Source organism: Kitasatospora sp. NBC_01287, from assembly GCF_026340565.1.
Classification (GTDB): Bacteria; Actinomycetota; Actinomycetes; order Streptomycetales; family Streptomycetaceae; genus Kitasatospora.
Window position 1 is genome coordinate 3733287 of record NZ_JAPEPB010000001.1, and the last position, 24589, is coordinate 3757875.

Consider the following 24589-nt stretch of genomic DNA (forward strand, 5'->3'; position numbering starts at 1 on the left):
CCGGCCATCCCCCACCCGCCCTGCCAGTCAGGGCCTGGTCACACCAGCCTTCACAACAGACGGAGAAGTCATGCAATCGCACGCGGGGCAGCCCGGTGAGCGCCGGGCCCGGATCCGGCAGTACCTGATGTGCCGGCCGACCTACTACGACGTCAACTACTCGATCAACCCGTGGATGAACCCCGAGCTGCCCACCTCCAACAGCCGTGCGACGGCCCAGTGGGAGCGGCTGCGCGCGGTGCTGCGGGAGCTGGGCCACTCGGTCGAGGTGCTGGAGCCGGTGCCGGGGCTGCCCGACATGGTCTTCGCCGCGAACGGCGCCATCGTCCGCGGCGACACCGCGATGGTGGCGCGGTTCCGCCACCCGCAGCGCACCGGCGAGTCGGCCGCCTACCTCGACTGGTTCGAGGCGCGGGGCTACACCGAGGTGGTGCAGGCGGAGTGCGTCAACGAGGGCGAGGGCGACTACCTGCAGGCCGGCGAACGCATCCTGGCCGGCTCCGGGTTCCGCTCGGACCCCGAGTCGCACACCGAGGTCGAGAAGCTGTTCCAGCTGCCGGTGGTCGGACTGACCCTGGTCAACGCGCAGTTCTACCACCTGGACACCGCGCTGGCCGTGCTCGACGACGACGAGGTCATGTACTACCCCGAGGCGTTCAGCGCCGAGAGCCGGGCCGTGCTCCAGGAGCTGTACCCGGACGCGATCCTGGCCACCGCCGCCGACGCGGGGGTCTTCGGCCTCAACGCGGTCAGCGACGGCCGGCACGTGGTGCTGCCGCAGGCCGCCGCGGACCTGGCGGCCCGGCTGCGCGAGCGCGGCTTCGAGCCGATCGGCGTCGAGATGACCGAGCTGCTCAAGGCCGGTGGCAGCGCGAAGTGCTGCACGCTGGAACTGCGCCGGTGAACGCCCCGGTGAACGCTCCGCTGAGCACCCCGCTCGACACCCCGCCGACCCCCCGGGCGGACGCGCGGACGAACGGCGAGCCGGCCGCGCCGCAGCCCGGTGGGTCGGTCCTCGACCTGCTCGGCATCGGGTTCGGCCCCTCGAACCTGGCGGTGGCGATCGCGGCCGCCGAACACAACGCGCGGCCGGGCGCCCGGCGCCTGGAGACGGAGTTCCTGGAGCAGAAACCGGCCTTCAGCTGGCACCCGGGGATGCTGCTGGAGGGGGCGACCATGCAGGTCTCCTTCCTCAAGGACCTGGCCACCATGCGCAACCCGTCCAGCGGCTTCGGCTTCCTGGCCTACCTGCACGCCAAGGACCGGCTGGTCGACTTCATCAACCACAAGATGCTCTACCCCACCCGGGTCGAGTTCCACGACTACCTGCGCTGGTGCGCCGAGCAGTTGGGCCACCTGGTGCGCTACGACCACGAGGTCGTCTCGGCCCGCCCCGTCGAGGTGGCCGGGACGGTCACCCACTTCGAGGTCGTCGCGCGGGAGCGGCACACCGGTGAACTGGTCGTCAGGGCCGCCCGCAACCTGATCCTGGCCCCCGGCCTGGACCCGCGGCTGCCGGAGGGGCTGCAGCCCTCGGACCGCGTCTGGCACAGCTCGGTGCTGCTGAACCGGATCGGCGAACTGGCGGGCACCGCGCCGCGCCGCTTCGTGGTGCTCGGCGCCGGCCAGAGCGCGGCGGAGGTCACCGACTACCTCTACCGCGCCTTCCCCGACGCCGAGGTCTGCGCGGTCTTCGCCCGCTACGGCTACAGCCAGAGCGACGACAGCCCGCTGGCCAACCGGATCTTCGACCCGGCCGCGGTGGACGACTTCTACCACGCCCCCGAGGACGCCAAGTCCGAGCTGATGCGCTACCACGCCAACACCAACTACTCGGTGGTGGACGTGGACCTGATCGAGGGCCTCTACGGCAGCTGGTACCAGGAGAAGGTCCGCAACGAGCGCCGGCTGCGGCTGCTCAACATGACCTCGCTGGTCGGCGCGGTACCGCGGGGCAAGGGCGTGGAGGTGACGGTCCGGCACGCGCCCACCGGCGCGACCCAGGCCCTGGAGGCCGACCTGCTGGTGTGCGCCACCGGCTACCGCTCGACCGACCCGCGCACCCTGCTCGGCGAGGTCGGAGCACTGCTGTGGACCGACGAGCGGGACCGTCTGGTGGTGGACCGCGACTACCGGGTGGCCACCGACCCCCGGGTGCGCGGCGGGGTCTACCTGTGCGGCGGCACCGAGCACACCCACGGGATCACCTCCTCGCTGCTCTCCAACGCGGCGGTGCGGGCCGGGGAGATCCTCGACTCGGTGCTGGAGCGCGCCGCCGCGGACCTGCCGGCCGACGGCACCGCCGAACGGCAGGCCGAGCGCCAACTGATCGGCCCGGTACCGACCGAGACCAGGAAGTGAGTCAGCCGTGATCACCAAGTTCACCATGGCGCAGGCGAACGCCGAGAGCGAGTTCGGCATGGCCTGCCAGCGCCTCGTGCCCTGGGCCGGGCAGGGCGAGGAGCCGCCGTTCGGCGCGATGGCCTGCTACCTGCCCGCCAACGGCAGGTCCGCACCCGACTGCCACGACCAGGACGAGGTGATGATCATGCTCACCGGCACCGGCACGGTCGACATCGGCGGCGAGCGGTGCACCGCGGGACCCGGCGACGTGATCATCATCCCGCGCAACAAGGAGCACGTGGTGCTCAACGAGGCGGCGCAGACGCTGAGCTGGGTCTCCTGCTACTGGCCGCTGCACGAGCAGCCGGGCGGGGGGCAGGCGTGACGGGGCCAGGCGTGACAGGAGCAGGCATGACAGCGGCGCCGACCTGGCTCACCGCCACCCCGCCCACCCCCAACGGCGACCTGCACCTGGGCCACCTGGCCGGCCCCTACCTCGCGGTGGACGTGCTGCGCCGCTTCCTGGCCGCCGAGGGCACCCCGGTGCGGATGACCACCGGGCTGGACGACCACCAGAGCTACGTCCCGGTGCGCGGGCTGCTCAGCGAGCGCACCGGGGCGCAGGTGGCCGACGGCTACGGCGAGCGGATCCGGGCCGCCTGGACGGCCGCCGGCATCGACTTCGACACCGTGGTGCTGCCGCGCGAGCAGCCCGGCTACACCGACTTCGTCCAGCGCTTCTTCGCCGAACTGCACCGGCAGGGCGCGATCGTGCCGCGCACCCGCCCGCTGCCCTACTGCGAGCCCTGCGGGCGCTGGCTCTACGAGGCCTACCTGGTCGGCTCCTGCCCGCACTGCGGCGAGAGCTCCAACGGCAACGCCTGCGAGCCGTGCGGACGGCCCAACGAGTGCGGCGACCTGGGCGATCCGCACTGCGTGGTGTGCGGGAGCGCGGCCGTGCCGCGCGAGCAGACCCGGCTCTTCCTGCCGCTGGCGCCGTTCGCCGAGCGCCTGGCCGCGTTCTGGGCCGAGGTCGACATGCCGCCGCACCTGCGGGCGCTCTGCGAGACGATGGCGGCCGCCGGCCTGCCGGAGATCGCGGTCAGCCACCCGGGCGACTGGGGCGTGCCGGTGCCGGTGCCGGGCTTCACCGACCAGCGGATCTACGTCTGGTTCGAGATGGCCCCCGGCTACCTGCTGGAGTACGACCCGGCGGGCGAGCGGCCGCAGCGCGGGCCGGTGCAGTTCTTCGGCTTCGACAACGGCTACTTCCACGCGGTGCTCTTCCCGAGCCTGTTCATGGCCTGGGACGGGCAACTGCCGCTGCCGAGCGCCTTCGTGGTCAACGAGTTCTACCGGCTGGCGGGCAAGAAGTTCTCCACCAGCCGCCGGCACGCCGTCTGGGCGCTGGACGCGCTGGCCGAGCACGACTCCGACACGTTGCGCTACCAGCTGCTGCGGGACCGCCCCAACGGCCGCCAGAGCAGCTTCGAGCACGGCGACCTGGAGCAGGCCCGCCGGCACCTGGACCGCGAGTGGAACGGCTGGCTGCGCCGCCTGCTGGCGGCCGTCAGGCAGGAGTGCGACTCGGTGGCGCCCGCGGAGCAGCCGGCCGGGCCGGCCTGGGAGTTGCTGCGGGGCCGCCTGGAGCGGACCGCCGACGAGCTGCGCGAGGCCTACTCGGTGCGGGGGTTCGACCCGCGGCGGGCGCTCGACCTGCTGGACGAGGCGGTGCGCTGCGTGCGCGACTTCGGCCATGTCCAGGCGCACGAGCCCGACCCGGCCGCCCGACGGGCCGCGCTGGCAGCGCAGTTGGCCGCCGCCTCGGCGCTCGCGGCCTGGGCCGCTCCGGTGCTGCCGGCCGGCGCGGAGCGGCTGGCCGCGCTGCTGTCGGCCGACCCGGGCCGCCCGGTGGACGCCGCCGCGCTGACCGCCCCGGCCCCGGGGACCAAGCTGTTCACCCCGGACGGGCCCGTCTTCGGAGCCGGCGCCGATGTCTGACCGGCTGCCCGGGCAGGCGCCGCCCGAGGCCGGGCAGCCCACCGTCGCCGTGGTCGGCCCGTTCAGCGGGCCGCGCGCGCAGTGGGGCGAGCTGCTCACCGCGGGTGCGCTGGCGGTGCGCGGCTACCCCGTCCGCTGGGAGCCGATCGACGACCGGGGCGAGGCCGAGCGGGCCGCCCGGATCGCCCGGCGGGTGGTCGGCGAGGGCCGGTTCGCCGCCGTGCTCGGCCACTTCAACAGCACCGGGGCAGCCCTGGCGCTGCCCGTCTACCGCGCCGCCGGGCTGCCGGTGCTGCTGCCGCTGGCCACCGCCCACGGCCTGCTGAAGCCGCACGCCGGAGCGGCCCTGCGCTTCTGCCCCGACGACGCGGGGCAGGCGGCGGCGATCGTCCGCGCCTGCCGGCGCGCCGGGCAGCGGCGGCTGGCGGTGGTGCACGACGCCACGGGCTACGGCCGGCGGCTGGCCGAGCTGCTCACGGCGGCGGGCGGCGAGCGGGCCGTCGCCGTGCACGACGGCACCGCGGCGGGGCACGGCGGCCCGGCGCTCGACACCCCGGCGGGCACCGCGCGGGTGTACTGCGGCGAACACCACCGGGTGGCCGCCATGCTGCGGCGCCACGGGCCCGCCCCGGACGGCGGCCTGGTGGTGGTGAGCGACGACTGCGACGTGCCCGAGTTCGCCGGACTGGCCGGCCCGGCCGCGCACGGCGCCCTGGTGGCCCGGATCGCGGGCGGCCCGCAGAGCAGGGTGACCGCCGCCTTCGCCGCACTCGCCTCGGCCCTGGCCAAGCACCCGGGGCGGCGCGGCGCGGAGCTGCTCGCGCAGGTCCGCGGCGAGCCGGCCGAGCGGTTCGACACGGTGGGCGATCCGCTCGGCGCCACCGGCGGCCAGGGCTGGGAGGTGGTGCCGGTCCGCCCGGCCGCCGCTCCCGTGACGGCCGACGAGCGCTACGACGTGGCCGTGGTGGGCGCCGGGATCGTCGGGCGGGCCGCGGCGCTGGAGGCGGCGCGTGCGGGCTCCCGGGTGGTGCTGCTGGACGGCGGGCGGCTCGGTGGCTCGGCGAGCGCGGTCTCCGGCGCGCTGCTCCGTGCCTTCGAACCTGGCTCTGGGGCAAGGGAGTTGGCGATCGATTCGTTCCGCCGGCTCTGGGGCCGGGCGGACGCGGGCCGCTACGGCTTCCGGCGCACCGGCGCGCTGACCCTGCTCGGCCCCGAGCACCTGGCCGACGCCGAGGCCGGCGTGCGCGCGCTGACCCGGGCGCGGTTGGCCGCCGAGCTGCTGGACCCAGCGGAACTGAGCCACCGCTGGCCCGAGTTGGACGGCCGCGGCCTGGCCGGGGCGGTCTGGGAGCCGCACGGCGGCTACGCCGTCGCGGCGGTGGCGCTCGCGGTGCTGCTGGACAAGGCCGGGCGGGCCGGGGCGACGGCGCTGCTCGACTGGGAGCTCGGCGCCCTGGCGGCCGGCCCGGACGGCACGGCCGAGCTGCGCCCGGCCACGGCCGCCACCAGCACCGCCACCACCGCTGCCACCAGCGCTGCCGCCAGCACCACCGGCAGCGGCAGCAGCGGCACCGGCACCGGCACCGGCACCGGCGGCACCACCGCCACCGACCGGCCGCCGCTGCGCGCCGACGTCGTACTGCTGGCCACCGGCTGCGCGACCCCCGCCCTGCTCGGCGACCGCCTGCCCGAGTTGGCCGGCGCCCGCACCAGGCGGATCCGCTACGGGATCTTCGACCGCGGCGGGCACACCCTGCCCACCCTGGTCGACCTGGTGAGCGGCGTCTGGGGCCGCCCCGACGGCGCGGACGCCTTCCTGGCCGGCTGCCCGGTCCCGGAGTGGGAGGTCCCCGAGCGCTCGGGCCGTGCGCTCACCCCGGCGCAGGTCGCGGCGATCCGCGCCGGCACCGCCCTGCGCCTGCCCTTCCTCGCCGAGGCGGCCTTCCGCACCGGCGCGTACGGGACCGACCTCTACCCGCCCGCGGGACCGGCCCTCGGAGTGGTTCCCGGGACTCCGCGCACCGTCGTGGCCTGCGGATTCTCCGGCGGGGGCTTCAAGACCGGGCCCGCCGCGGGCCACCGGGCGGCCCTGGCCGCCCAGCAGCTGCGCACCGGCCGGCCGGTGCGCACCGCTCGACCGCCGCTCGCGACCGCGGGCGGCCACATCGCAGAAGGGACCGACCATGACTGAGATCTCGATCGACAGCATCGCCATCATGGGTGTCACCCCGGCCACCGTCGAGCACGTGGTGATGGGCCCGGAGAAGGTGATCTCCGGCGAGCTGGGCATCACCGACTCGCTCCACTTCACCAGCGCCGACTCGGGCTTCATCACCGGCATCTGGGAGAGCGGCCCCGGCAAGTTCCACGCCCAGTACGTGGAGGACGAGTTCTACTACATGCTCTACGGCAAGGTCGTGATCACCGACAGCGCCGGGCGGGCCCGCACCTTCAGCTCCGGCGACTGCATCACGGTGCCCGCGGGCTTCGTGGGCACCTGGGAGGTGCTGGAGCCGACCAAGAAGTTCTACGCCCACCACCGGCCCCGCCCGGTCGGCGAGCCCGCTCAGGAGGCCTGAGCCATGACCACCGCGGGAACCGTCGTCATCGTCGACACCTACATGTCCACCCGCAGGCTGGCCCCGGAGTTCCACCGGGCCGGCTTCGCCACGGTGCGGGTGCAGAGCACCGCCACCCCGCCGCTGGTCTACAGCGCGGGCCACGTCACCGAGGACTTCATCGACAACATCGTCCACCTCGGCGACCTGGCGGAGACGCTGCGCGCGGTGGCCAAGCACGAGCCGGTCGCCGTGCTGGCCGCCGGCGAGCTCGGGGTGGAGCTGGCCGACCGGCTGAGCGAGGAGCTCGGCCTGCCGACCAACGGCACCGCGCTGAGCCCGGCCCGCCGGGACAAGCACGTCCAGATCGAGACGGTCCGGCGCGCCGGGCTGCGCGCCGCCCGCCAGCTGCTGGTCACCAACGAGGCCGAACTCGCCTCCTGGCACCGGGAGATCGGCGGGCGGGTGGTGGTCAAGCCGCTGCGCAGCGCGGCCGGTGACGGGGTGGCCTTCTGCGACGAGCCGGCCGCCGCGCTGGCGGCCTATCGGGCGATCCTCACCAAGGAGACCATCTTCGGCGGCGCCAACGGCGCCGCCGTCGCCCAGGAGTACCTGTTCGGCGGCGAGTACGTGGTGAACACGGTCAGCCGCGACGGCCGCCACCAGGTGACCGACATCTGGAAGTACACCAAGGTCGACACCAACGGCGTGCGGGACCTGATCGCCGGTGCCTACCTGCTGCCCCGGCACGGCGAGGTCCAGGACCAACTGGTGCCCTACGCCTTCGAGGTGCTCGACGCGCTCGGGATCCGGCACGGGCCGGGCCACTTCGAGATCAAGCTGACTCCGGACGGCCCCTGCCTGGTGGAGGTGGGCGCCCGGCTGTCCGGCCTGGACAAGCCGTACTACGCCCGGGTGGGCACCGGCCAGTCCCAGCTGGACTGGGTGGTCGACGCCTACGCGCGCCCCGAGCGCTTCCACGAGCAGGTCGGCCAGAGCTACCGGATCCACTCGCACGTGGGCATCGCCACGCTGGCCGCCCCGTTCGAGGGCACGCTGGCCGGCTACCCGCTGCTGCCGGTGGTCGAGCAGTTGGAGAGCCACCACGACACCCGGCTGCTGGTACCGGTCGGCGGTCGGCTGCGGCGCACCGTGGACGACATGACCTGGCCGGTCACCATCGGCCTGGCCCACCCGGTGCCGGACGTGCTGCTGCGCGACCTCAACACCATCAAGTACCTTGACGGGCCCGGCTTCTACCGACTGGCGGAGCCGACCCCCGGGCACGCCTCATGACGCCTCTCGACCCCGGCGGCCACATCACCGTCATCCACCGCTGGCGGGACCGGTACGCCGACTACGCGCGCTACCTGGACCACGGGCGGACCAGGGTCAGTTACATCACCACCGAGGTCGGTGTCGCCGCGGTGCCGCCCGGCGCCGTGGAGACCGTGCTGGTGACCGCGACCGACGATCTGGCCCAGGTCCGCCCGGCCGTCGAGCAGTTGGCCCGGCGGCACGGCCCGCAGCACGCGGTGGTCGCGCTCAAGGAGGACGACCTGTCGGTGGCCGCCCAGCTGCGCGCCGAGCACGGGTGGCCCGGACAGCTGCCCGAGCAGCTGCTGCCGTTCCGGGACAAGCTGGTAATGGCCACGGCCGTGCTCGAACACGGCCTGGCGGTACCGGAGTTCGCCTCGGTGCAGAGCGCGGAGGAGGTGGCCGGCTTCGGCGAGAAGTTCGGCTGGCCGGTGATCGTCAAGCCGCGGGTCGGCAGCTCCAGCGAGGGCGTGCGCAAGGTGGCCGGCCCCGAGCAGGCCCAGGCGATCGCCTTCGACGACCAAGTGCCGCTTCTGGTGCAGGAGTTCGTCCCGCACCAGATCTACCACGTGGACGGGGTCTTCGACGGCCGGGCCCTCGGACCCTGCCGGGCCTCCCGCTACCTGCACACCTGCCTGGACTTCCGCAGCGGCCAGTACCTCGGCTCGGTGGAGGAGGACGATCCCGAAGTCAACGCCGCGATCGCCGAGTTCACCGAGCAGGTGGTGCGCGCGCTGTCCGCCGGGCCGCTCGTCTTCCACCTGGAGGTCTTCGTCGAGCGCCCGGCGCCAGGCCGGCCAGGCCGCCCGGTCTGCAGCTTCCTGGAGATCGGGGCCCGGGTCGGCGGCGCGGAGATCCCCTTCCTCTGGCGCGACGTGCACGGTTACGACCTGATGGAGGCGGCCTTCCGGATCGCACTGGGCGCACCCCCCGCGTCCAGCGGCGCTCCCGCGCCGACCGGCGAGCTGGCCGGCTGGCTGCTGGTCGGCGCCCCGGCGGCGCGGCCCTGCCGGGTGCTGGAGGTCACCCCGATGGTCGGCCGGGTGCCCGGCCCGTACGCGGAGTCACTGCTGCGGCCGGGCGAGGTGATCCCGGCGGCCGACGCGTACTACGAGCACGTCGGGGGCCGCTTCCGGTTCCGCGGCACGAGCAGCGCGGAGCTGGCCGAGGCCATCACGGCCACCGCCCGGGACTTCCGGGTCACCGCCGCACCGAGCTGACGGGCCGCCAGAAGGGTCGCGACCGGGAAGGACGAGGAGGAGGTGAGGCGAGGTGCGTGACAGCCGATGGCCCCGGCCGCCGGGAGCGACGGTGTGGCTGACCGGGCTGCCCAGCGCCGGGAAGTCCACGGTGGCCGGCACGCTGGCGGACGACCTGGCCCGGCGGGGCCGGCGGGTCGAGGTGCTGGACACCGACCAGGCCCGCCGCTTCCTGCCGGCCGGCCTGGGCCTGTCACGCGCGGACCGCGGCACCAGCGTGCGGCGGATCGGCCGGGCTGCCCAGGTGCTGGCCCGCAACGGCGTCCTGGTGCTGGTCCCGGTCCTCGCCCCCTACGCCGAGGACCGGGCGGCGGTGGCCCGGGGCCACGCGGTGGGTGGCGTCTGCTTCCTGGAGGTGCACGTGGCCGCGCCGCTGGCGGTCTGCGCGGAACGCGACGTGCAGGGCCTGTACGCCCGGCACGCCGACGGCATGCTCAAGGGCCTGGTCGGCATCGACGCGCCGTACGAACCGCCCGTCACCGCCGACCTGCGGCTGGAGACCCATCTGCAGTCCGTCGAGGAGTCGGTGGCCGCGCTGCGCGCCGCCCTGCTGGAGAGGGGCCTGCTGTGACCACCACCCACCGCCCGCACCACCGCCCGCACCACCACCCCGCCCTCGTCACCGCGCTGGCCATCGCCCTCGCCGCCGCCCTCGCCCTGCTGACCGGCTGCGGCTACGGCTCCAAGGCGCCCACCCGCTACGGCGCCGGTGCGCCCGGCCCGGCCGCGAGCGGCGCCGAGCTCTCCGCGGGCACCGTCCGGATCGGCTACTTCGCCAACCTCACCCACGCCACCGCGCTGATCGGTACCTGGGACGGGCGGTTCGCCCGGGCCCTGGGCGGCACCCGGCTGCGCACCCAGGTCTTCAACGCCGGACCGGCCGAGATCGAGGCGCTCAACTCCGGTGCCATCGACATCGGCTGGATCGGCCCGGCACCGGCGGTCAACGGCTGGGCCAAGTCCGGCGGACAGGCGCTGCGGATCATCTCCGGCGCCACCTCCGGGGGTGCCGAACTCGTGGTCAACCCGGCCCGGATCAGCGACGTGGCCGACCTGCGGGGCAAGCAGGTCGCCACCCCGCAGCTGGGCAACACCCAGGACGTCGCGCTGCTCGACTTCCTGTCCGCACACGGGTTCCGGGAGGACCCCAGGACCGGCCGGGGCGATGTCTCGGTGGTCCGCACCGACAACGCGCTGACCCCCGCGGCCTACGCCGCCGGTCGGCTGGACGCCGCCTGGGTCCCGGAGCCGGTCGCCTCCCAACTGGTCGCCGAGGGCGCCAAGGTGCTGGTGGACGAGCGCTCGCTCTGGCCGGACGGCGCGTTCGTGTCGACCAACGTGGTCGTCTCGCCGGCCTTCCTGCGCGCCCACCCGGACGTGGTGCGCGCGGTGCTGACCGCCTCGGTGGAGACCAACGCGTGGATCGGCGCCCACCCGGACGAGGCGAAGCAGCAGGCCGGCGCCGCGCTCCGAGCGCTGACCGGCAAGGCGCTGCCCCCCGCCGTGCTGGAGCGGGCCTGGTCCGCCTTCACCGTCACCGACGACCCGCTCGCCGCCACCCTCAGGGCGCAGGCCGCGCACGCGGTGACCGCCGGCCTGCTCGACCCGCCCGACCTGGCCGGCATCTACGACCTGGCCCCGCTCAACCAGGTGCTCGCCGCCGAGCACCGGCCGGGCGTCACCGCCGCCGGCCTCGGCACCCAGTAACGAAAGGCCCGAACCGCGTATGACCGCACCGCGTACGACCGCACCACCCAGCAGCACCGCACCGCTCGGCGCCACCACACCACCCAGCAGCACCGCACCACCCAGCAGCACCGCACCGCCCAGCACCGTGCCACCGGCCGCCGTCACCCTGCGGCAGGTGTCCAAGTCCTTCGGCCGCCCCGGCAGCGCCGCCGGTCCCGTGCTGTCCGACATCAGCCTGGAGGTCGCCCAGGGCGAGTTCCTCTGCCTGCTCGGCGCCTCCGGCTGCGGCAAGTCGACCCTGCTCAACCTGATCGCCGGGCTGGAGCACCCCACCGCCGGCCGGATCGAACTGCCCGGCGGCCGGGCGGCGCTGATGTTCCAGGAGCACGCGCTGCTGCCCTGGCTGACCGCGGGCCAGAACATCGAGCTGGCACTTCGGCTGCGCGGGGTCCCGCGCGGCGAGCGCCGCCCCGAGGCGCAGCGGCTGCTGGAGCTGGTCCGCCTCGGCGGCGCCCACCGCAAGCGGGTGCACGAGCTCTCCGGCGGCATGCGCCAGCGCGTCGCGCTGGCCCGGGCGCTGGCCCAGGACGCCGAGGTGCTGCTGATGGACGAGCCCTTCGCCGCGCTGGACGCGATCACCCGCGACGTACTGCACGAGGAGCTGATCCGGATCTGGAGCGGCACGCGGACCTCCGTCGTCTTCGTCACCCACAACGTCCGCGAGGCGGTGCGACTGGCCCAGCGGGTGGTGCTGCTCTCCTCCCGGCCCGGCCGGGTGGCCCGGGAGTGGCGGATCGACCTGCCGCAGCCACGCCGGACCGAGTCGGCCGCGGTGGCCGGCCTCGCCGCCGGGATCACCGACCAGCTCCGGGAGGAGATCCGCCGCCATGTCCAACACTGAGACCTGCCAACAGCCCGCCGGCGGGACAACCGGCAACAGCACCAGCACCGGCGCCGAGACCAAGACCGGCACCGAAGACTCCTCCCTGGCCGACCTGGCCGACCTGGGCGCCGGCCTGGACGCCCTGGAGAGCACCGCCCCCGAGCGCCGCTCGCTGACGCGCGCCCTGGCCGCCAGGGCGCTGCCGCCGCTGACCGCGATCGCGCTGGTGCTGCTGCTCTGGCAACTGGCCTGCGCCGCCCACCTCAAGCGCCCCGACCTGCTGCCGGGGCCGCTGGACGTCTGGCGCAGCCTGCACGAGCAGTGGCTCGAAGGCACCATCCTCGGCACCATCTGGACCTCGCTCTCGCGCGGCGCCCTCGGCTTCCTGGCCTCGGTGCTGATCGGCACCCCGATCGGGCTGCTGGTGGCCAGGAGCAGGCTGGTGCGGGCCGCGATCGGCCCGATCCTCTCCGGCCTGCAGGCCATCCCCTCGGTCGCCTGGGTGCCCGCCTCGGTGATCTGGTTCGGGCTCAGCGGCGCCACCGTCTACGCCGTGGTGCTGCTCGGTGCGGTGCCCTCGATCGCCAACGGGCTGGTCGCGGGGGTCGACCAGGTGCAGCCGATCCACCTGCGGGCCGGCCGCAACCTGGGGGCGCGGGGCCTGCGCGGGATCCGGTTCGTCCTGCTGCCGGCCGCGCTGCCGGGCTACCTGGCCGGCCTCAAACAGGGCTGGGCCTTCGCCTGGCGCTCCTTGATGGCCGCCGAACTGATCGCCAGCTCCCCCGATCTGGGCCTGGGCCTGGGCCAGACGCTGGAGAACGCCCGCGAGGCGCAGGACATGCCCGGGGTGCTGGCCACCATCATCCTGATCCTGCTCGTGGGCGTCGGCATCGACCTGCTGGTCTTCGCCCCGCTGGAGCGCCACGTGCTGCGCTCCCGCGGCCTGCTCGGCCCCCGCCGCACAGGTTGAAGATCAAGCTGGTCCTGTCCGGCCGAGCCGCGCCCACGAACGAGCGCCCTACGCCTCCACCCGCACGCCCAGCGGCACCAGGGCGCGCAGCCGGAAGCCCTTGCCGCCGCGGCCCGGCGAGGTCTCCAGGCGGCCGCCGACCAGGGCCAGCCGCTCGTCCAGGCCGGACAGGCCGTTTCCGGGGCCGGCCTTGCCGGGGCCGCGGCCGTTGTCGCTGATCTCCAGGACGGCGAACCGGGCGCCCTCGCCGTCCCAGGTCTCGTCCATCGCCAGGGTGCAGTGGGTGGCGCCGTCGGCGTGCCGGACGATGTTGGTGACCGACTCCCGCAGCACCCAGGCCAGTGTCTCCGCCTCGGCGACCCCCAGCCCCGGGCGGTCCTCGGCCACCGCGGGCGGCGCCTCCAAGGTGACCCCGGCAGTGGCCAGCGCGCTGCGGGCAGCAGCCAGTTCGACGCCCAGGGTGGGCCGGCGGTAACCGCTGACCGCGCCGCGCACGTCGATCAGCGACTGCCGGGCCACCTGCTCGATGTCGGCCACCTGGGCGCGGGCGGCCTCGTCCTTGTCGGCGTCCATGAACCGCCCGGCCAGCTCACTCTTCAGCGTGATCAGCGAGAGCGAGTGCCCGAGCAGGTCGTGCAGGTCGCGGGCCATCCGCAGCCGCTCCTCGGCCGCCGCCAGCTGCGCGGCGGTCTCCCGCGCCTCGCGCAGTTCGCGCATCGCGCCGACCAGTTGCTGCAGACCGGTCATCGCCGCGCCGCTCAGGAAGGTCGGGACCAGCAGACTGGTCAACGCCCCGCTGCGCGCACCGGTGGCCAGCCCCTCCGCGGCCACCATCGCGGTGACGAGGGCCACCCCCGGCAGAGCGAACCGCGCCGGCAGCACCGCGCCGACCGCCACCGAGAGGTACGGGAAGAGGCCCAGCCAGTTGCCGCTCAGGGTGCACCCGGTGGTGACCGCGATCGCCGCCATCAGCACCAGCAGCGGGTAGCTGCCCCGCCACCGGACGCCCCGCATCGAGCGGAAGAAGACCAGCACCAGGTAGCCGGCGAGGAACGCCGCCAGCGCCACCCAGCCGGCCACCCGCACCGGAACCGAATAGTGGCCGGTCACCAGGTCCTGCACCGGGTAGTACAGGTAGAGCATCCACAGCAGCATCCAGCAGAGCTTCACCAGCACCTGCTTGCGGGTCTCCGGGGTCGAGCCGGGGTAGGCCCCGGGCTTCGAGCGCCCCTGGCCCTCCCGCCCGAGCTGGTCGGGGCGGTGGTCCAGGGGCGCGTCGGGCATGCGGGACATCATGCCTGCTTGGTGTCCCGGCGGTACAGGTAGCCCGCGGCGACGACGAACGCCACCAGGAATCCGGCCAGCTCGGCGGCGGCCGTGGTGTCGAAGGAGACGCCGGGGCGGATGAAGGCGGCCAACTGGTTGTAGAGGTAGACCGGGTTGAACCGGGCGATGCTCTTCAACGTGCCGGAGACCGGGTACCAGGTGCCGCCGAAGGCGGACATCAGCATGTAGACGATCATCACGATCGGCTGCACCGCGCTCGGCTCCGCCGCGTACCCGAGCGCCACCCCGAGCGCCGCGAAGACGAAGCTGCCCAGCCAGATCACCGCGGCGAGACCCAGCCACTGCCCGGCCTCCAGCCGCACGCCCTTGAGCTCGCCAAGGGCGAAGACCACCAGGATCGCCGGCAGCGTGGTCGCCGCGCAGGAGCAGATCTTGGCCACCGCGTAGGCCCGCCCGGGCAGCGCGGTCAGCCGCAGCTGGCGCACCCAGCCGCTCTTGCGCTCCAGCGAGATCCGCTGCGCGCTGCCGGTGAGCACCGCGCCGACCGCGCCGAAGGTGGCCATCGAGACCATGAAGTACGACTTGGCGCTCACCCCGCCGGCCATCCCGTTGCCGTAGGCGCTGACGAAGAAGAAGTACATCAGCGCCGGGTAGAGGATGGTGAAGAAGAGGTAGCGCCGGTTGCGCAGGGTGCGCAGGATCTCCAGCTTGATCAGGGTCCTCATCGCGCGCTCTCCGCTCCCGTGCCGCTCGCGATCCGCGAGTCCTGCTCGTCCTGCTCGTCCTGCTCGTCCTGCTCGCCGGTGATGGTGAGGAAGGCCTGCTCCAGGCCGAGGCTGGTGACCTCCAGGCCGCGCGGGTAGCAGCCGGTCCGGTAGAGGCCGGACACCAGGGCGTCCGCGTCGGTGGAGCGGATCCGCACGGTGCGCACCTCGGTGCCTTGGCCGCTGATCTCCAGCGCCACCAGGCCGGGCAGCGCGCGCAGCGCCGCCTCCTCCAGGAGGCCGTCCGCGTCGTGCAGTTCGAAGCTGACCCGGCGGGCGCCGGCCTTGGCCTTGATCTCGGCCGAGGAGCCGTCGGCGATCAACCGCCCGCGGTGCAGCACCAGCACCCGGTCGGCGATCGAGTCGGCCTCCTCCAGGTAGTGGGTGGCGAAGAGCACCGTGCGGCCCTGCTCGGCCTGCCGGCGCATCGCGGCCCAGAACTGCCGGCGCACCGAGACGTCCATGCCGGTGGTCGGCTCGTCCAGCACGATCAGGTCGTTCCGGCCGGCGATCGCCAGCGCGAACCGGACCCGCTGCTCCTGGCCGCCGGAGAGCTTGTCGACCCGGCGGTCGGCGATCTCCTCGATCCCGGCGTCGGCCAGCACCTCGGCCAACCGGTGGCCGCGCGGGTGCACGTCGCAGGCCAGCTGCACCAGCTCGCGGACCTTGACGTCGGTCATCAGCCCGCCGCTCTGCAGCATCGCGCCCACCCGCCCGGCCTCGATCGCCGCGCGCGGGGCGCCACCGAAGAGCGTGACGCTGCCCTGGTCGGGCTCGCGCAGGCCGAGCAGCAGGTCCAGGCTGCTGGACTTGCCCGCCCCGTTCGGACCCAGCAGCGCCACCGTCTGGCCCGGGTGCAACGCCAGGTCCAGGCCGTTCACCGCCTGGACCCGGCCATAGCTCTTGCTCACCTGTCGGAACGCGGCCACTTCCTCGGCCATGTCCACTCCCCCGTCCTGTTCGCGGTCTTGCTGACCCGACCAGGATCGCCGCCGCGAGGGCGGGGGCGGCAGTGTGCACCGTCGCGTCCTGCGTATGACGGATGTCATGCCGCCCCCGCCGTCAGGGGTCCCTAGAGCCCCAGCGACTGCCGCAGGAAGGCCACCTGGAGCAGCAGCAGGTTCTCCGCCACCTGCTCCTGCGGCGTCATGTGGGTGACGCCGGAGAGCGGCAGCACGGTGTGCGGGCGGCCGGCGGCCAGCAGCGCGGAGGAGAGCCGCAGGGTGTGCGCGGCCACCACGTTGTCGTCGGCCAGGCCGTGCACGATCATCAGCGGCCGCTCCAGCTTCGGCGCGTCCGCGATCAGCGAGTTGGCGTCGTAGACCTCGGGCCGCTCCCCGGGGTGGCCCAGGTAGCGCTCGGTGTAGTGGGTGTCGTAGAGCCGCCAGTCGGTCACCGGGGCGCCGGCCACCGCCGCGTGGAAGACGTCGGGCCGGCGCAGCACCGCGAGCGCGGAGAGGTAGCCGCCGTACGACCAGCCGCGGATCGCCACCCGGCCCAGGTCCAGCGGGAACTCCTCGGCCAGCGAGCGCAGCGCCTCGACCTGGTCGTCCAGGGTGGCCCCGGCGAAGTCGAAGGCGATCGCCTTCTCCCAGGCCGGGCTGCGCCCCGGGGTGCCGCGCCCGTCGGCGACCACCACGGCGAAGCCCTGGTCGGCGAACCACTGCGAAGTGAGGAAGGCGTTGTGGGCCTGCACCACCCTGGCGGCGCCCGGCCCGCCGTACGGGTCCATCAGCACCGGCAGCAGGCCGTCGCGCTCGCGGTCGTAGCCGCTCGGCAGCACCACGGCGGCCGGGATCCGGCGCGCCCCGGCCAGCCGGAACTCCGGACGGGTGGTCAGCACCGGTGTCTCGGCGTACGAGGTGACGACCGCGAGCCGCTGCTCGCCGCGCCGCACCTCGGTCCACTGGCCGGGCCGGTCCAGGTGCGCGCCGGAGAGGACCGCGACCTCGCCGCCGCGCACCGCGTCCAGCACGGCGCCCCGGTGCAGCTGGCGCGGGCCGGAGCCGTCCAGCGGCACGGCGTAGAGGCCCTGCAGGCCTGGGGTCTGGTCCTCGGCGCCCTCGCCGGCGCTCGCCAGGCAGAGGGCCTCCTCGGCGTCGATCGCCAGCACGGCCTGCAGGTGCAGGCTGTCGTCGGTGAGCCGGACCTCCCCCGCGAAGAGCGCGCGGTGCCCCGGCTCGTCGCTGATCCGCACCAGCCGCCCGTCCGGGCTCCAGGCGGGCACCCCGTGGAACAGCTCCAGCCAGGCGTCGTCCCGCTCGGCGAGCAGCTCGCTGGTGGCCCCGGTCGCCAGGTCGACGCTCAGCAGCAGCTGCGAGCGCTGGTCGCGGGCCTGCACCAGCAGCAGCGGCGGGCCGTCGGCCGACCAGTGCACCCGGGCCAGGTACGGGTGGGCGGCGCGGTCCCAGACCACCTCGGTGCGCGAGCCGTCCAGGCCCAGCAGCCAGAGGGTGACCTCGGCGTTGGGCGTGCCGGCGGCCGGATAGGCGACCTCGGTGGGGACGGTGGCGGGGTTGGCCGGGTCGGCGATCCACCAGCGCTGGACGGGCGCTTCGTCGGCCCGGGCGACCAGCAGCACCCCGCTGTCCGGGGACCACCAGTGGCCGCGGTCGCGGTCCATCTCCTCCTGGGCGATGAACTCGGCCTGCCCCCAGGTCACCCCGGCCGCCTCGGGCTCGGCCAGCGCGCGGTCGCCACTGCCGTCGACGGCGGTCAGCCGCAGCGCGCCGGCCGTGGTGGGGTAGGCGACCCAGCGGCCGTCGGGCGACAGCCGCGGGTCGAGCAGCGGGCCGGCGGCGGGCAGCTCACGGGCCCCGCCGGCGACCAGGTCGGCGGCGAAGAGCCGCCCGGAGAGCGCGAAGGCGGCGCACTCGCCCGCGGCGTCCAGGGTGTAGCCGACGATGCCGGCCGAGCTCTCGCGGCTGCGCTCGCGCCGGGCCCGCTCGGCGGGCGAGAGGTCCTCCTCGCCGCCGCCGAGCAGCGCGGCGGGGTCGGCGGCCACGCTCTCGGCGCCGGTGGCCGGATCGAGGGTCCAGAGCAGGTTGGCCCGGTCGCCGCCCGACCGGGAGCGCAGGAAGACGACCCGGGCGTCGTCGGGGGCCACCGCGAAGGAGCGGGGCCGGCCGACGGTGTAGCGCTGGGTCCGCGCGTACTGCCGGGGGAAGCTGTCCGCGGCCGTGCCGGCCGGGTGAACGTCATTGGTCATGGCCGCACCCTACGGCGTCCACCCGCCGGTGATCACTCGTTCGGCGCAGTGCCGGGAAGTCGCCCGGTCGGTCCCCCGCACCCCCTCCCACCGGCCGTTGCGCCCCTTCGGAGCCCCCATGATCGAGCGGACACGGACTCACGGACAGTAATGCGGAGCTCACTGATCGGGTATTCCTTGTTCAGTGATCCGGATGATCGATATCCGGTTCGCCGCTGTCCCGCACGGTCCTAGCCGCCCGCCAGCCCGGGCGGTACACCCGGAAAGGGGTGTGAGCCGCCATGGCTCTGTCCATCTCCGCGGCCATGCTGATGCTGGTCATCGTGGTGGTGCTGATCCGCCGCTCCGGCCTCAAGCTGGCCCACGCGATCGTCTGCGGACTGCTGGGGTTCTACCTCGCGTCCAGTTCGATCGCACCCTCGATCACTCAGGTGACCAGCAACCTCGCCGGGATGCTCAATGACCTGAAGCTCTGACGGCGGCGCCGGTCCACCGGGCGGCGGTGGTTAGGCTGCTCCCCATGACCGCTGCCGCCACCCGCCGCCTGCTGCTGGTGCACGCCCATCCCGACGACGAGTCGATCGGCAACGGCGCCACCATGGCCCGCTACACCGCCGAGGGCGCCCAGGTCACCCTGGTGACCTGCACCCTCGGCGAGGGCGGCGAAGTGATCCCGCCCGGGCTCGCCCACCTGACGGCGGACCAGCAGGACCGGCTCGGCGCGCACCGGATCGGCGAGCTCACCGCCGCGATGGGCGAGCTCGGCGTGTCCGACGTCCGCTTCCTCGGCGGCCCCGGCCGCTACCGGGACTCCGGGATGATGGGCCTGCCCGAGAACGAGCGCCCCGACTGCTTCTGGCAGGCCGACGTGGACGAGGCGGCCGGCCACCTGGTCGCCGTGGTCCGCGAGGTCCGCCCGCAGGTGCTGGTCACCTACGACGAGCGCGGCGGCTACGGGCACCCGGACCACATCCAGGCGCACCGGGTGGCGACCCGCGCCGCCGAGCTGGCCGCCGACCCCGCCTTCCGCCCCGAGCTCGGCCCGGCCTGGCGGATCGTCAGGCTCTTCTGGAACCGGATGCCCCGCTCGGTGCTGCTGCCCGGCCTCGCCGCGGCCGCCGAGCGCTTCCCGTTGGCCGCCGAGCCCGGGGAGGTGCCCGGCGTGATCGGCGACGAGCTCATCGACGCGGCGCTGGACGGCGCCCGCTACGCCGGCCGCAAGGCCGCCGCGATGCGCGCGCACGCCACCCAGATCACCGTGGACGGCTCCTTCTTCGCCCTGAGCAACGACCGCTGGCAGCCCCTGGTCGCCGACGAGTACTACCAGCTGGCCCAGGGCGGAACCACCGCGGAGCGGCCGCTGACCGACCTGTTCGCCGGGCTGCCCGGCGCCGAGGCAACCGGAGTCGAGACCCGATGACCAACCCGCTGCACACCGTGCTCGGCACCCGCGCGCAGCGGCTGGCCGAACCGCTGCCGCCCCAGTGGGTTCGCGTGGTCTGCTACGCGGTGCTCCTGGTGCTCGGCCTGCTGGTCTCGATCTGCGGTTCTTTTGTGCAGGCTCTGTGGAGCCCGGGCGGTCTGCTGCTCACCCTCGCGGCGGGCGGCGCGCTCTCCTACGGAGGCCTGCGGCTGACCGGCACCAAGCTCGGCGCGGGGGTGCCGCTGATCGGCTGGTTCCTCGCCCTGCTGGTGCTGCTGGCCCCGCGGCCCGAGGGCGACATCGTCTTCGGCGCCTTCGCCGACGCCTACGTTTACGTGCTGCTCGGCTGGCTGCCGGGGCTCGCCTGCGCGCTGCTGCCGACCCGCTCGCCGTTCGCGTTCGGGATCCCGCGCCAGCGGGACTGAGCCGGCCCGGGCCCGACGGGCAGTCAGCGTGCCGGGCCCGTAGGCTCGGCCGTGCCGAACCGGACGTTTCGGGTTCTGGAACCGGACGTATCGGGTTCTAAGGGAAGCAGTTCGCCACCCTGGCGTTCCCAGTATGGTGGTGCCGCAGCAACGTCGGACGAGCCGTCCGGCCGCGAACCCGGAGCAGAGCAGCATTGAGCAGCCGCGAATCTGACAACGCCTATTCGTCCTCCCGGCGGGGGGCGACCCCCGGCCACAGGGCGGGCGAGGAGTCCGACGCCTACCCGTCGGGCACCCCGCCGTACGGCATCCCGGGCCTGGGCAACGGCTTCGACCCCTTCGGTGCGGGTCCCGCCGCGCGCACCCAGCCGCCGGACCCCGCGCCCGGCGGTCCCGGCGGTGGCGCCGACGACGACGCCCCCAGGACCGAGACGACGCTGACCACCCGGATCTCGATCAACATCCCCGGCTCCCGGCCGATCCCGCCGGTGGTGGTGCGCAGCACCGTCAAGCCCGAGGAGCAGGGTGACGAGGCGTCCGCCACCGGGGAGCGCCGGCTGCCGCCGGTTCAGCCCGCGCCCGGGCCCGGTGCTTTCGAGCCGGCCGGCCGCGCCGCCACCGCCCCGGAGCCGCCGGCCGCGCCCGAGGGCAGCGAGTCGGAGTCGACCGGCGGCTGGTTCCGGCCGCGGCAGAAGGGCCGGCCCGAGCCGGTGGGCTCCGCCGCACCCCGCCCCGCCGCGCCGAGCAGCGGAGCGGCCACCGCCGCGCAGGCCGCTCCCGCCGGGCAGGCCTTCCAGCAGAGCGGTCCGCCGGCCGCGCCGCTCTTCTCCGCGGAGAGCACCCTGCAGACCCCGCTGCCCCGACCGGCGAGCGGGCCCGCGACGCCGTTCACCGCGCCGGCGCAGCCCGGCTACCCCGCCGATCCGTACGCGACCGGCGGCGACCCGTACCCCGCGCAGGACCCCTACCGCGCGCAGCCGGCCCAGCCCTACCCGGGCGGCGAGCCCTACCCGGGCGGCGAGCCCTTCGCCGGCGGGGCCCGGTTCGACGGCAGCCAGTTCAACGGCGGCCAGTTCGGCGGCGGCCAGTTCGGCGACAGCGGGCAGGCACCCGGGTACGACCCGTTCGCGGGCGCCGACCCGTTCGACACCGGCCACGGCCGGCCCGCGGGCGGTCCCGCGCACCCCGACGCCACCCCGTACGCGAACGACGCCACCCCGTACGCGAACACCGCCCCTTACGCCGGTGAGCCCTACCAGGGCCTCCCGACGGGTCCCGCCGACCCGTACGCCCCGGTCCCCACGCACCAGCAGCCGCAGCCGGCAGCCGGCCAGGCGCCCGCCCCCGCCGACCCGTTCGGCACCACCGCCAACCCGCGCCCCACCGGGAACCCCGGCGCGCCCGGCCGGTTCGCCAAGCCGCAGCCGCCGGTGAACCCGCCCGGCTCCTACGGCCGCGGCGGCGCGCAGTTCGACGACTCCGAGGACACCCAGATCGGCGGCTTCGACCCGATCAGCGGCGAGCCGCAGGGGGAGGCCATACCTGGCCTGCCGGTGGCCGGCCTGTACGGCGCCGCACCCACGCCTCCCCGGGCCGGCACGGCGGCCGCCAGCCACCCGGCGGGCCCGCCCGCAGCACCCGGCACGCTCGACCCGGTGGGCTCCGAGCCGGCCGGCACCCCGTTCGGCACCGCCCCCCGCGCCGCCGGGTCCCCGGCCGCCGCGCCCCAGGCCGCGCCCGAGCCCGCACCCGCCGCGCCGAAGCGGGCCCCCGCCGCCAAGCCGAAGGCCCGTTCGAAGGCGCAGAAGCTGCTGGCCACCGGCATAGGCGGGGCGCTCTTCCTGGGCGCCGCCGCCTACGGCACCGGCCTGATGCTCAACCAGGCCGACGTGCCGCGCGGCACCACCGTGCTCGGCAACGACATCGGCGGCGACAGCCGTGACCAGGCGGTCCATCAGCTCGACGGCACGGTCGGCAAGATCGGCGCGCAGCCGATACAGCTGAAGATCGGCGACCAGACGCTGCCGCTGGATCCGGCCACCGCGGGTCTGAGCTTCGACACCACCGCCACGGTGGACGGGCTGACCAGGCACAGCTACAACCCCGAGACCGTGATCGAATCGCTGGGCGGCGGCACCAACGCCGTGCCGCCGACGGTGAGGATCGACCGGGCCAAGCTGAAGGCCGCGCTGGACAGCCTGGCGGCGAGTTCGGCGCACGGCCTGAAGGAGGGGTACGTCCAGTTCAGCGACAGCGGCGACCCGACCGTGGTGCCCGGCCAGGCGGGGCAGGCGGTGGACGGCAACTCGGCGGTCGACCAGGTCGCGCAGAGCTACCAGGACCGGGCCGCCGGCAAGACGGACGGACCGATCACCCTGGCCGTGACGGCCGCGCAGCCCAAGGTCTCCACCCAGGCGCTGCAGCAGGCGGCCGACGGCCTGGGCCAGGCCATTGTCAGCGGCAACGTCACCGTGTTCGCCCCGAACGGAATCCGCAAGTTCGTCTTCACCCGAGCACTGGCGGCGAAGGCGCTCACCCTGGCCCCGGACGCCAACGGCAACATCGGCCCGAAGTGGGATCTGGACCAGCTGGGCGCGGCTGTCGGCACCACCTTTGACAAGCTCAAGTTCCGTAAGAGTGATGGCACTTCGGCACCGATCACAACCCAGGACGTGGCGGACGGGATCGCCTCCGTCTATGACAAGAACAGCGTCGCGGAGCGCACTTTCAAGTTCCATATGTGAGCATGTCAAAAATACCCCGATCCGAGCCCCGGAACGTTCTCGTTCCGGGGCTCGGACGTGTTTCCCGGCGACATCCCGCCAGTGGCGTGTAACTGACACCGAGGGTGGGCAGCAACTCCCCCGACGGATTCCGGGAGGGCGCGTAAAGGCTGACGAATAGTCGCCAGAGGCGGCTTCCCGCCAAATCCGTCCGATTATCGAACGCTGAAAACCGGCGGGTAATCCTCTCAAGTCCACCCAAAACGGACAGGTTTATCTATGCGCGTCGACCTCCTAAACAACAGGGTGGTGCGTCCAGATACCGGTGTTACTAAGCCCTCGTTACGAACTTATGAACGAGCTTTGTGGCATTATGTCCGTTTTGTCACGTCTCGCCAGGGGGTTGTCAAGTAGCTGAAAGCTACAAACTGGTGGACATTCCAGAACGAAGCCAAAACTGCCTGTCCAGCTACAGAGAAACTCTTGACGTTCGATAAACGAGTTGCGAGAGTCCGTTCGACCAACTTCTTCCACGTTGCTGCTGCACAGACCACACCGGCGGGAGCTTTCGCACCATGACGACGCCAACTGAGGACACGACAGAGACCGACCCGGTCCTCGTCGCGTCCGCGACAGGGGACGGCGGCGACAAGCCGGCTGTGCTCCTGGGGCGCACCCCGCGCCAGATTGCCTGGAGCCGCTTCAAGCGCAACCGCACCGGTGTGCTCTGCGCGTTCATCGTGATCGCCTTCATCCTGATCGCGATCCTCGCGCCGGTGATCACCTCGCTCGAGGGTCAGTCGCCCTACATCCCGTACGGGCTGCGCCACCCGGAGCTGCTGGACGACTTCGGCGTTCCGATCGGCGCCAACGGCGGGATGAGCTCGTCCCACTGGTTCGGCATCACCCCGAACTCCGGGTTCGACATCTTCAGCAAGCTGATCTACGGGATCCGCACCTCGCTGGGCATCGGCCTGCTCATCACGATCGTCTCCAGCATCCTGGGCATCGTGATCGGCGTGGCCCAGGGCTACCTGGGCGGGCGCTTCGACTACTTCGTCGGCCGCTTCAGCGACCTGCTGCTCGGTCTGCCGACGCAGCTCTTCTACATCGCCTTCACCCCGGTCGTGCTGAACATGTTCGTCCCGGCGGACAAGGCGACCCCGGTGCACATCCGTGTGATCGCGATCGTCATCGTCCAGGCCTTCCTCGGCTGGATGGCCACCTCCCGTCTGCTCCGCGGCCTCTCGCTGAGCCTGCGTGAGCGCGAGTACGTGGAGGCGGCGAAGATCGCCGGCGCCTCCTCCTGGCGCATCATCACCAAGGAGCTCATGCCGAACCTGGCGACCACCATGCTGGTGCAGGTCACCCTGCTGCTGCCCGCGATGGTCACCGCCGAGGCCGGCCTCTCCTACCTCGGTGTCGGCATGGTCGAGCCCACCCCCGACTGGGGCCTGATGTTCCAGGACGCGGTGGCGAACTACCAGAACGACCTGACCTACCTGCTCTTCCCCGGCCTGTCGCTGACGATCTTCGCGGTCGCCTTCAGCCTCTTCGGGGACGCCGTCCGGGACGCGCTCGACCCGAAGACGATCCGCTGACCGCTTTACCGCAGTTCCGCTCCACCGCAGGACCCCCTGTAACCCAGTCCGGCCACCCCGGGGCAGTGCCGCCCCGCCGGTCCGCGCTGGCCAGACCCATCATGACCAGTGACAGGTAGGAAGCAATGAGACTTCGCA

At 73.8% G+C, this 24589-nt stretch carries 21 protein-coding genes; 17 read left to right on the plus strand and 4 right to left on the minus strand.

The features are described from left to right. Positions 1-70 precede the first annotated feature (70 nt). The 12 genes from ddaH to OG455_RS15685 are packed head-to-tail and all read left to right on the plus strand — an operon-like array spanning position 71 to position 13020. Positions 71-904: a dimethylargininase gene (gene ddaH, locus OG455_RS15630; RefSeq protein ID WP_266294119.1), complete on the plus strand. Its 834-nt coding sequence runs from the start codon at positions 71-73 to the stop codon at positions 902-904. Beyond that, complete coding sequence (locus OG455_RS15635; RefSeq protein WP_266294121.1) at positions 901-2361, plus strand: lysine N(6)-hydroxylase/L-ornithine N(5)-oxygenase family protein; 1461 nt, start codon at positions 901-903, stop codon at positions 2359-2361. Before ddaH ends, OG455_RS15635 begins: the two co-directional genes overlap by 4 nt. 7 nt (positions 2362-2368) lie before the next feature. Then, complete coding sequence (locus OG455_RS15640) at positions 2369-2728, plus strand: cupin domain-containing protein (protein ID WP_266294123.1); 360 nt, start codon at positions 2369-2371, stop codon at positions 2726-2728. Positions 2729-2754: 26 nt separating this feature from the next. After that, entirely contained in the window at positions 2755-4344 is a 1590-nt protein-coding gene (locus OG455_RS15645; RefSeq protein WP_266294125.1) for a class I tRNA ligase family protein, read from the plus strand. Next, the gene (locus tag OG455_RS15650; RefSeq protein ID WP_266294127.1) at positions 4337-6535 is read left to right on the plus strand and encodes an FAD-dependent oxidoreductase; all 2199 of its coding nucleotides are present in this window, start codon (positions 4337-4339) and stop codon (positions 6533-6535) included. The genes OG455_RS15645 and OG455_RS15650 overlap by 8 nt, the downstream gene beginning before the upstream one ends. Then, positions 6528-6923, plus strand: a complete 396-nt coding sequence (locus OG455_RS15655) for a cupin domain-containing protein (RefSeq protein WP_266294128.1) — start codon at positions 6528-6530, stop codon at positions 6921-6923. Before OG455_RS15650 ends, OG455_RS15655 begins: the two co-directional genes overlap by 8 nt. A 3-nt stretch (positions 6924-6926) precedes the next feature. Next, a complete protein-coding gene (locus OG455_RS15660; RefSeq protein WP_266294130.1) occupies positions 6927-8198 on the plus strand; it encodes an ATP-grasp domain-containing protein in 1272 nt (423 codons plus the stop codon). Further along, positions 8195-9439 (plus strand): acetyl-CoA carboxylase biotin carboxylase subunit family protein, encoded by a 1245-nt coding sequence (locus tag OG455_RS15665; protein WP_266294132.1) that lies wholly within the window; start codon positions 8195-8197, stop codon positions 9437-9439. Before OG455_RS15660 ends, OG455_RS15665 begins: the two co-directional genes overlap by 4 nt. A gap of 52 nt (positions 9440-9491) precedes the next feature. Then, complete coding sequence (gene cysC, locus OG455_RS15670) at positions 9492-10049, plus strand: adenylyl-sulfate kinase (RefSeq protein WP_266294134.1); 558 nt, start codon at positions 9492-9494, stop codon at positions 10047-10049. Positions 10050-10105: 56 nt separating this feature from the next. Beyond that, entirely contained in the window at positions 10106-11185 is a 1080-nt protein-coding gene (locus tag OG455_RS15675) for an ABC transporter substrate-binding protein (protein ID WP_266300812.1), read from the plus strand. Between the two features lie 19 nt (positions 11186-11204). Next, the gene (locus OG455_RS15680; protein WP_266294136.1) at positions 11205-12068 is read left to right on the plus strand and encodes an ABC transporter ATP-binding protein; all 864 of its coding nucleotides are present in this window, start codon (positions 11205-11207) and stop codon (positions 12066-12068) included. Then, a complete protein-coding gene (locus OG455_RS15685) occupies positions 12055-13020 on the plus strand; it encodes an ABC transporter permease (protein ID WP_266294138.1) in 966 nt (321 codons plus the stop codon). The genes OG455_RS15680 and OG455_RS15685 overlap by 14 nt, the downstream gene beginning before the upstream one ends. Positions 13021-13068: 48 nt before the next feature. Here the strand turns inward: OG455_RS15685 and OG455_RS15690 are convergent, their stop codons facing one another. The 4 genes from OG455_RS15690 to OG455_RS15705 form a co-directional block, all read right to left on the minus strand. Next, complete coding sequence (locus tag OG455_RS15690) at positions 13069-14304, minus strand: sensor histidine kinase (RefSeq protein ID WP_266294140.1); 1236 nt, start codon at positions 14302-14304, stop codon at positions 13069-13071. A gap of 8 nt (positions 14305-14312) precedes the next feature. Beyond that, entirely contained in the window at positions 14313-15032 is a 720-nt protein-coding gene (locus OG455_RS15695; protein WP_266294142.1) for an ABC transporter permease, read from the minus strand. After that, positions 15029-16012: an ABC transporter ATP-binding protein gene (locus tag OG455_RS15700; RefSeq protein WP_266294144.1), complete on the minus strand. Its 984-nt coding sequence runs from the start codon at positions 16010-16012 to the stop codon at positions 15029-15031. The genes OG455_RS15695 and OG455_RS15700 overlap by 4 nt, the downstream gene beginning before the upstream one ends. Positions 16013-16143: 131 nt before the next feature. Continuing rightward, positions 16144-18279, minus strand: a complete 2136-nt coding sequence (locus OG455_RS15705) for a S9 family peptidase (protein ID WP_266294146.1) — start codon at positions 18277-18279, stop codon at positions 16144-16146. A 281-nt stretch (positions 18280-18560) separates the two neighbouring features. Here OG455_RS15705 and OG455_RS15710 point away from each other — a divergent pair, with 281 nt between their 5' ends. The 5 genes from OG455_RS15710 to OG455_RS15730 all read left to right on the plus strand — a co-directional run bounded on the left by OG455_RS15710 (position 18561) and on the right by OG455_RS15730 (position 24451). Next, complete coding sequence (locus tag OG455_RS15710) at positions 18561-18755, plus strand: DUF2304 family protein (RefSeq protein ID WP_266294148.1); 195 nt, start codon at positions 18561-18563, stop codon at positions 18753-18755. Between the two features lie 44 nt (positions 18756-18799). Continuing rightward, complete coding sequence (gene mshB, locus OG455_RS15715) at positions 18800-19699, plus strand: N-acetyl-1-D-myo-inositol-2-amino-2-deoxy-alpha-D-glucopyranoside deacetylase (protein ID WP_266294150.1); 900 nt, start codon at positions 18800-18802, stop codon at positions 19697-19699. Further along, positions 19696-20127 carry a DUF6113 family protein gene (locus OG455_RS15720; protein WP_266294152.1) on the plus strand — a complete coding sequence of 144 codons (432 nt, stop codon included), beginning with the start codon at positions 19696-19698 and terminating at the stop codon, positions 20125-20127. Before mshB ends, OG455_RS15720 begins: the two co-directional genes overlap by 4 nt. 194 nt (positions 20128-20321) lie before the next feature. Further along, on the plus strand, positions 20322-22871 hold the full coding sequence (locus OG455_RS15725; RefSeq protein ID WP_266294154.1) for a peptidoglycan binding domain-containing protein: 2550 nt from the start codon (positions 20322-20324) through the stop codon (positions 22869-22871). A 554-nt stretch (positions 22872-23425) separates the two neighbouring features. Then, complete coding sequence (locus OG455_RS15730) at positions 23426-24451, plus strand: ABC transporter permease (protein WP_266294156.1); 1026 nt, start codon at positions 23426-23428, stop codon at positions 24449-24451. Positions 24452-24589 lie beyond the last annotated feature (138 nt).

Bases quoted from the DNA above. Each gene is read 5' to 3' on its own strand.
- ddaH (WP_266294119.1), top strand. From the start codon at position 71: ATGCAATCGCACGCGGGGCAGCCCGGTGAGCGCCGGGCCCGGATCCGG.
- OG455_RS15645 (WP_266294125.1), top strand. From the start codon at position 2,755: ATGACAGCGGCGCCGACCTGGCTCACCGCCACCCCGCCCACCCCCAAC.
- OG455_RS15650 (WP_266294127.1), top strand. From the start codon at position 4,337: ATGTCTGACCGGCTGCCCGGGCAGGCGCCGCCCGAGGCCGGGCAGCCC.
- OG455_RS15655 (WP_266294128.1), top strand. From the start codon at position 6,528: ATGACTGAGATCTCGATCGACAGCATCGCCATCATGGGTGTCACCCCG.
- OG455_RS15660 (WP_266294130.1), top strand. From the start codon at position 6,927: ATGACCACCGCGGGAACCGTCGTCATCGTCGACACCTACATGTCCACC.
- OG455_RS15665 (WP_266294132.1), top strand. From the start codon at position 8,195: ATGACGCCTCTCGACCCCGGCGGCCACATCACCGTCATCCACCGCTGG.
- OG455_RS15680 (WP_266294136.1), top strand. From the start codon at position 11,205: ATGACCGCACCGCGTACGACCGCACCACCCAGCAGCACCGCACCGCTC.
- OG455_RS15685 (WP_266294138.1), top strand. From the start codon at position 12,055: ATGTCCAACACTGAGACCTGCCAACAGCCCGCCGGCGGGACAACCGGC.
- OG455_RS15690 (WP_266294140.1), bottom strand. From the start codon at position 14,304: ATGCCCGACGCGCCCCTGGACCACCGCCCCGACCAGCTCGGGCGGGAG.
- OG455_RS15695 (WP_266294142.1), bottom strand. From the start codon at position 15,032: ATGAGGACCCTGATCAAGCTGGAGATCCTGCGCACCCTGCGCAACCGG.
- OG455_RS15700 (WP_266294144.1), bottom strand. From the start codon at position 16,012: ATGGCCGAGGAAGTGGCCGCGTTCCGACAGGTGAGCAAGAGCTATGGC.
- OG455_RS15705 (WP_266294146.1), bottom strand. From the start codon at position 18,279: ATGACCAATGACGTTCACCCGGCCGGCACGGCCGCGGACAGCTTCCCC.
- OG455_RS15710 (WP_266294148.1), top strand. From the start codon at position 18,561: ATGGCTCTGTCCATCTCCGCGGCCATGCTGATGCTGGTCATCGTGGTG.
- mshB (WP_266294150.1), top strand. From the start codon at position 18,800: ATGACCGCTGCCGCCACCCGCCGCCTGCTGCTGGTGCACGCCCATCCC.
- OG455_RS15720 (WP_266294152.1), top strand. From the start codon at position 19,696: ATGACCAACCCGCTGCACACCGTGCTCGGCACCCGCGCGCAGCGGCTG.
- OG455_RS15730 (WP_266294156.1), top strand. From the start codon at position 23,426: ATGACGACGCCAACTGAGGACACGACAGAGACCGACCCGGTCCTCGTC.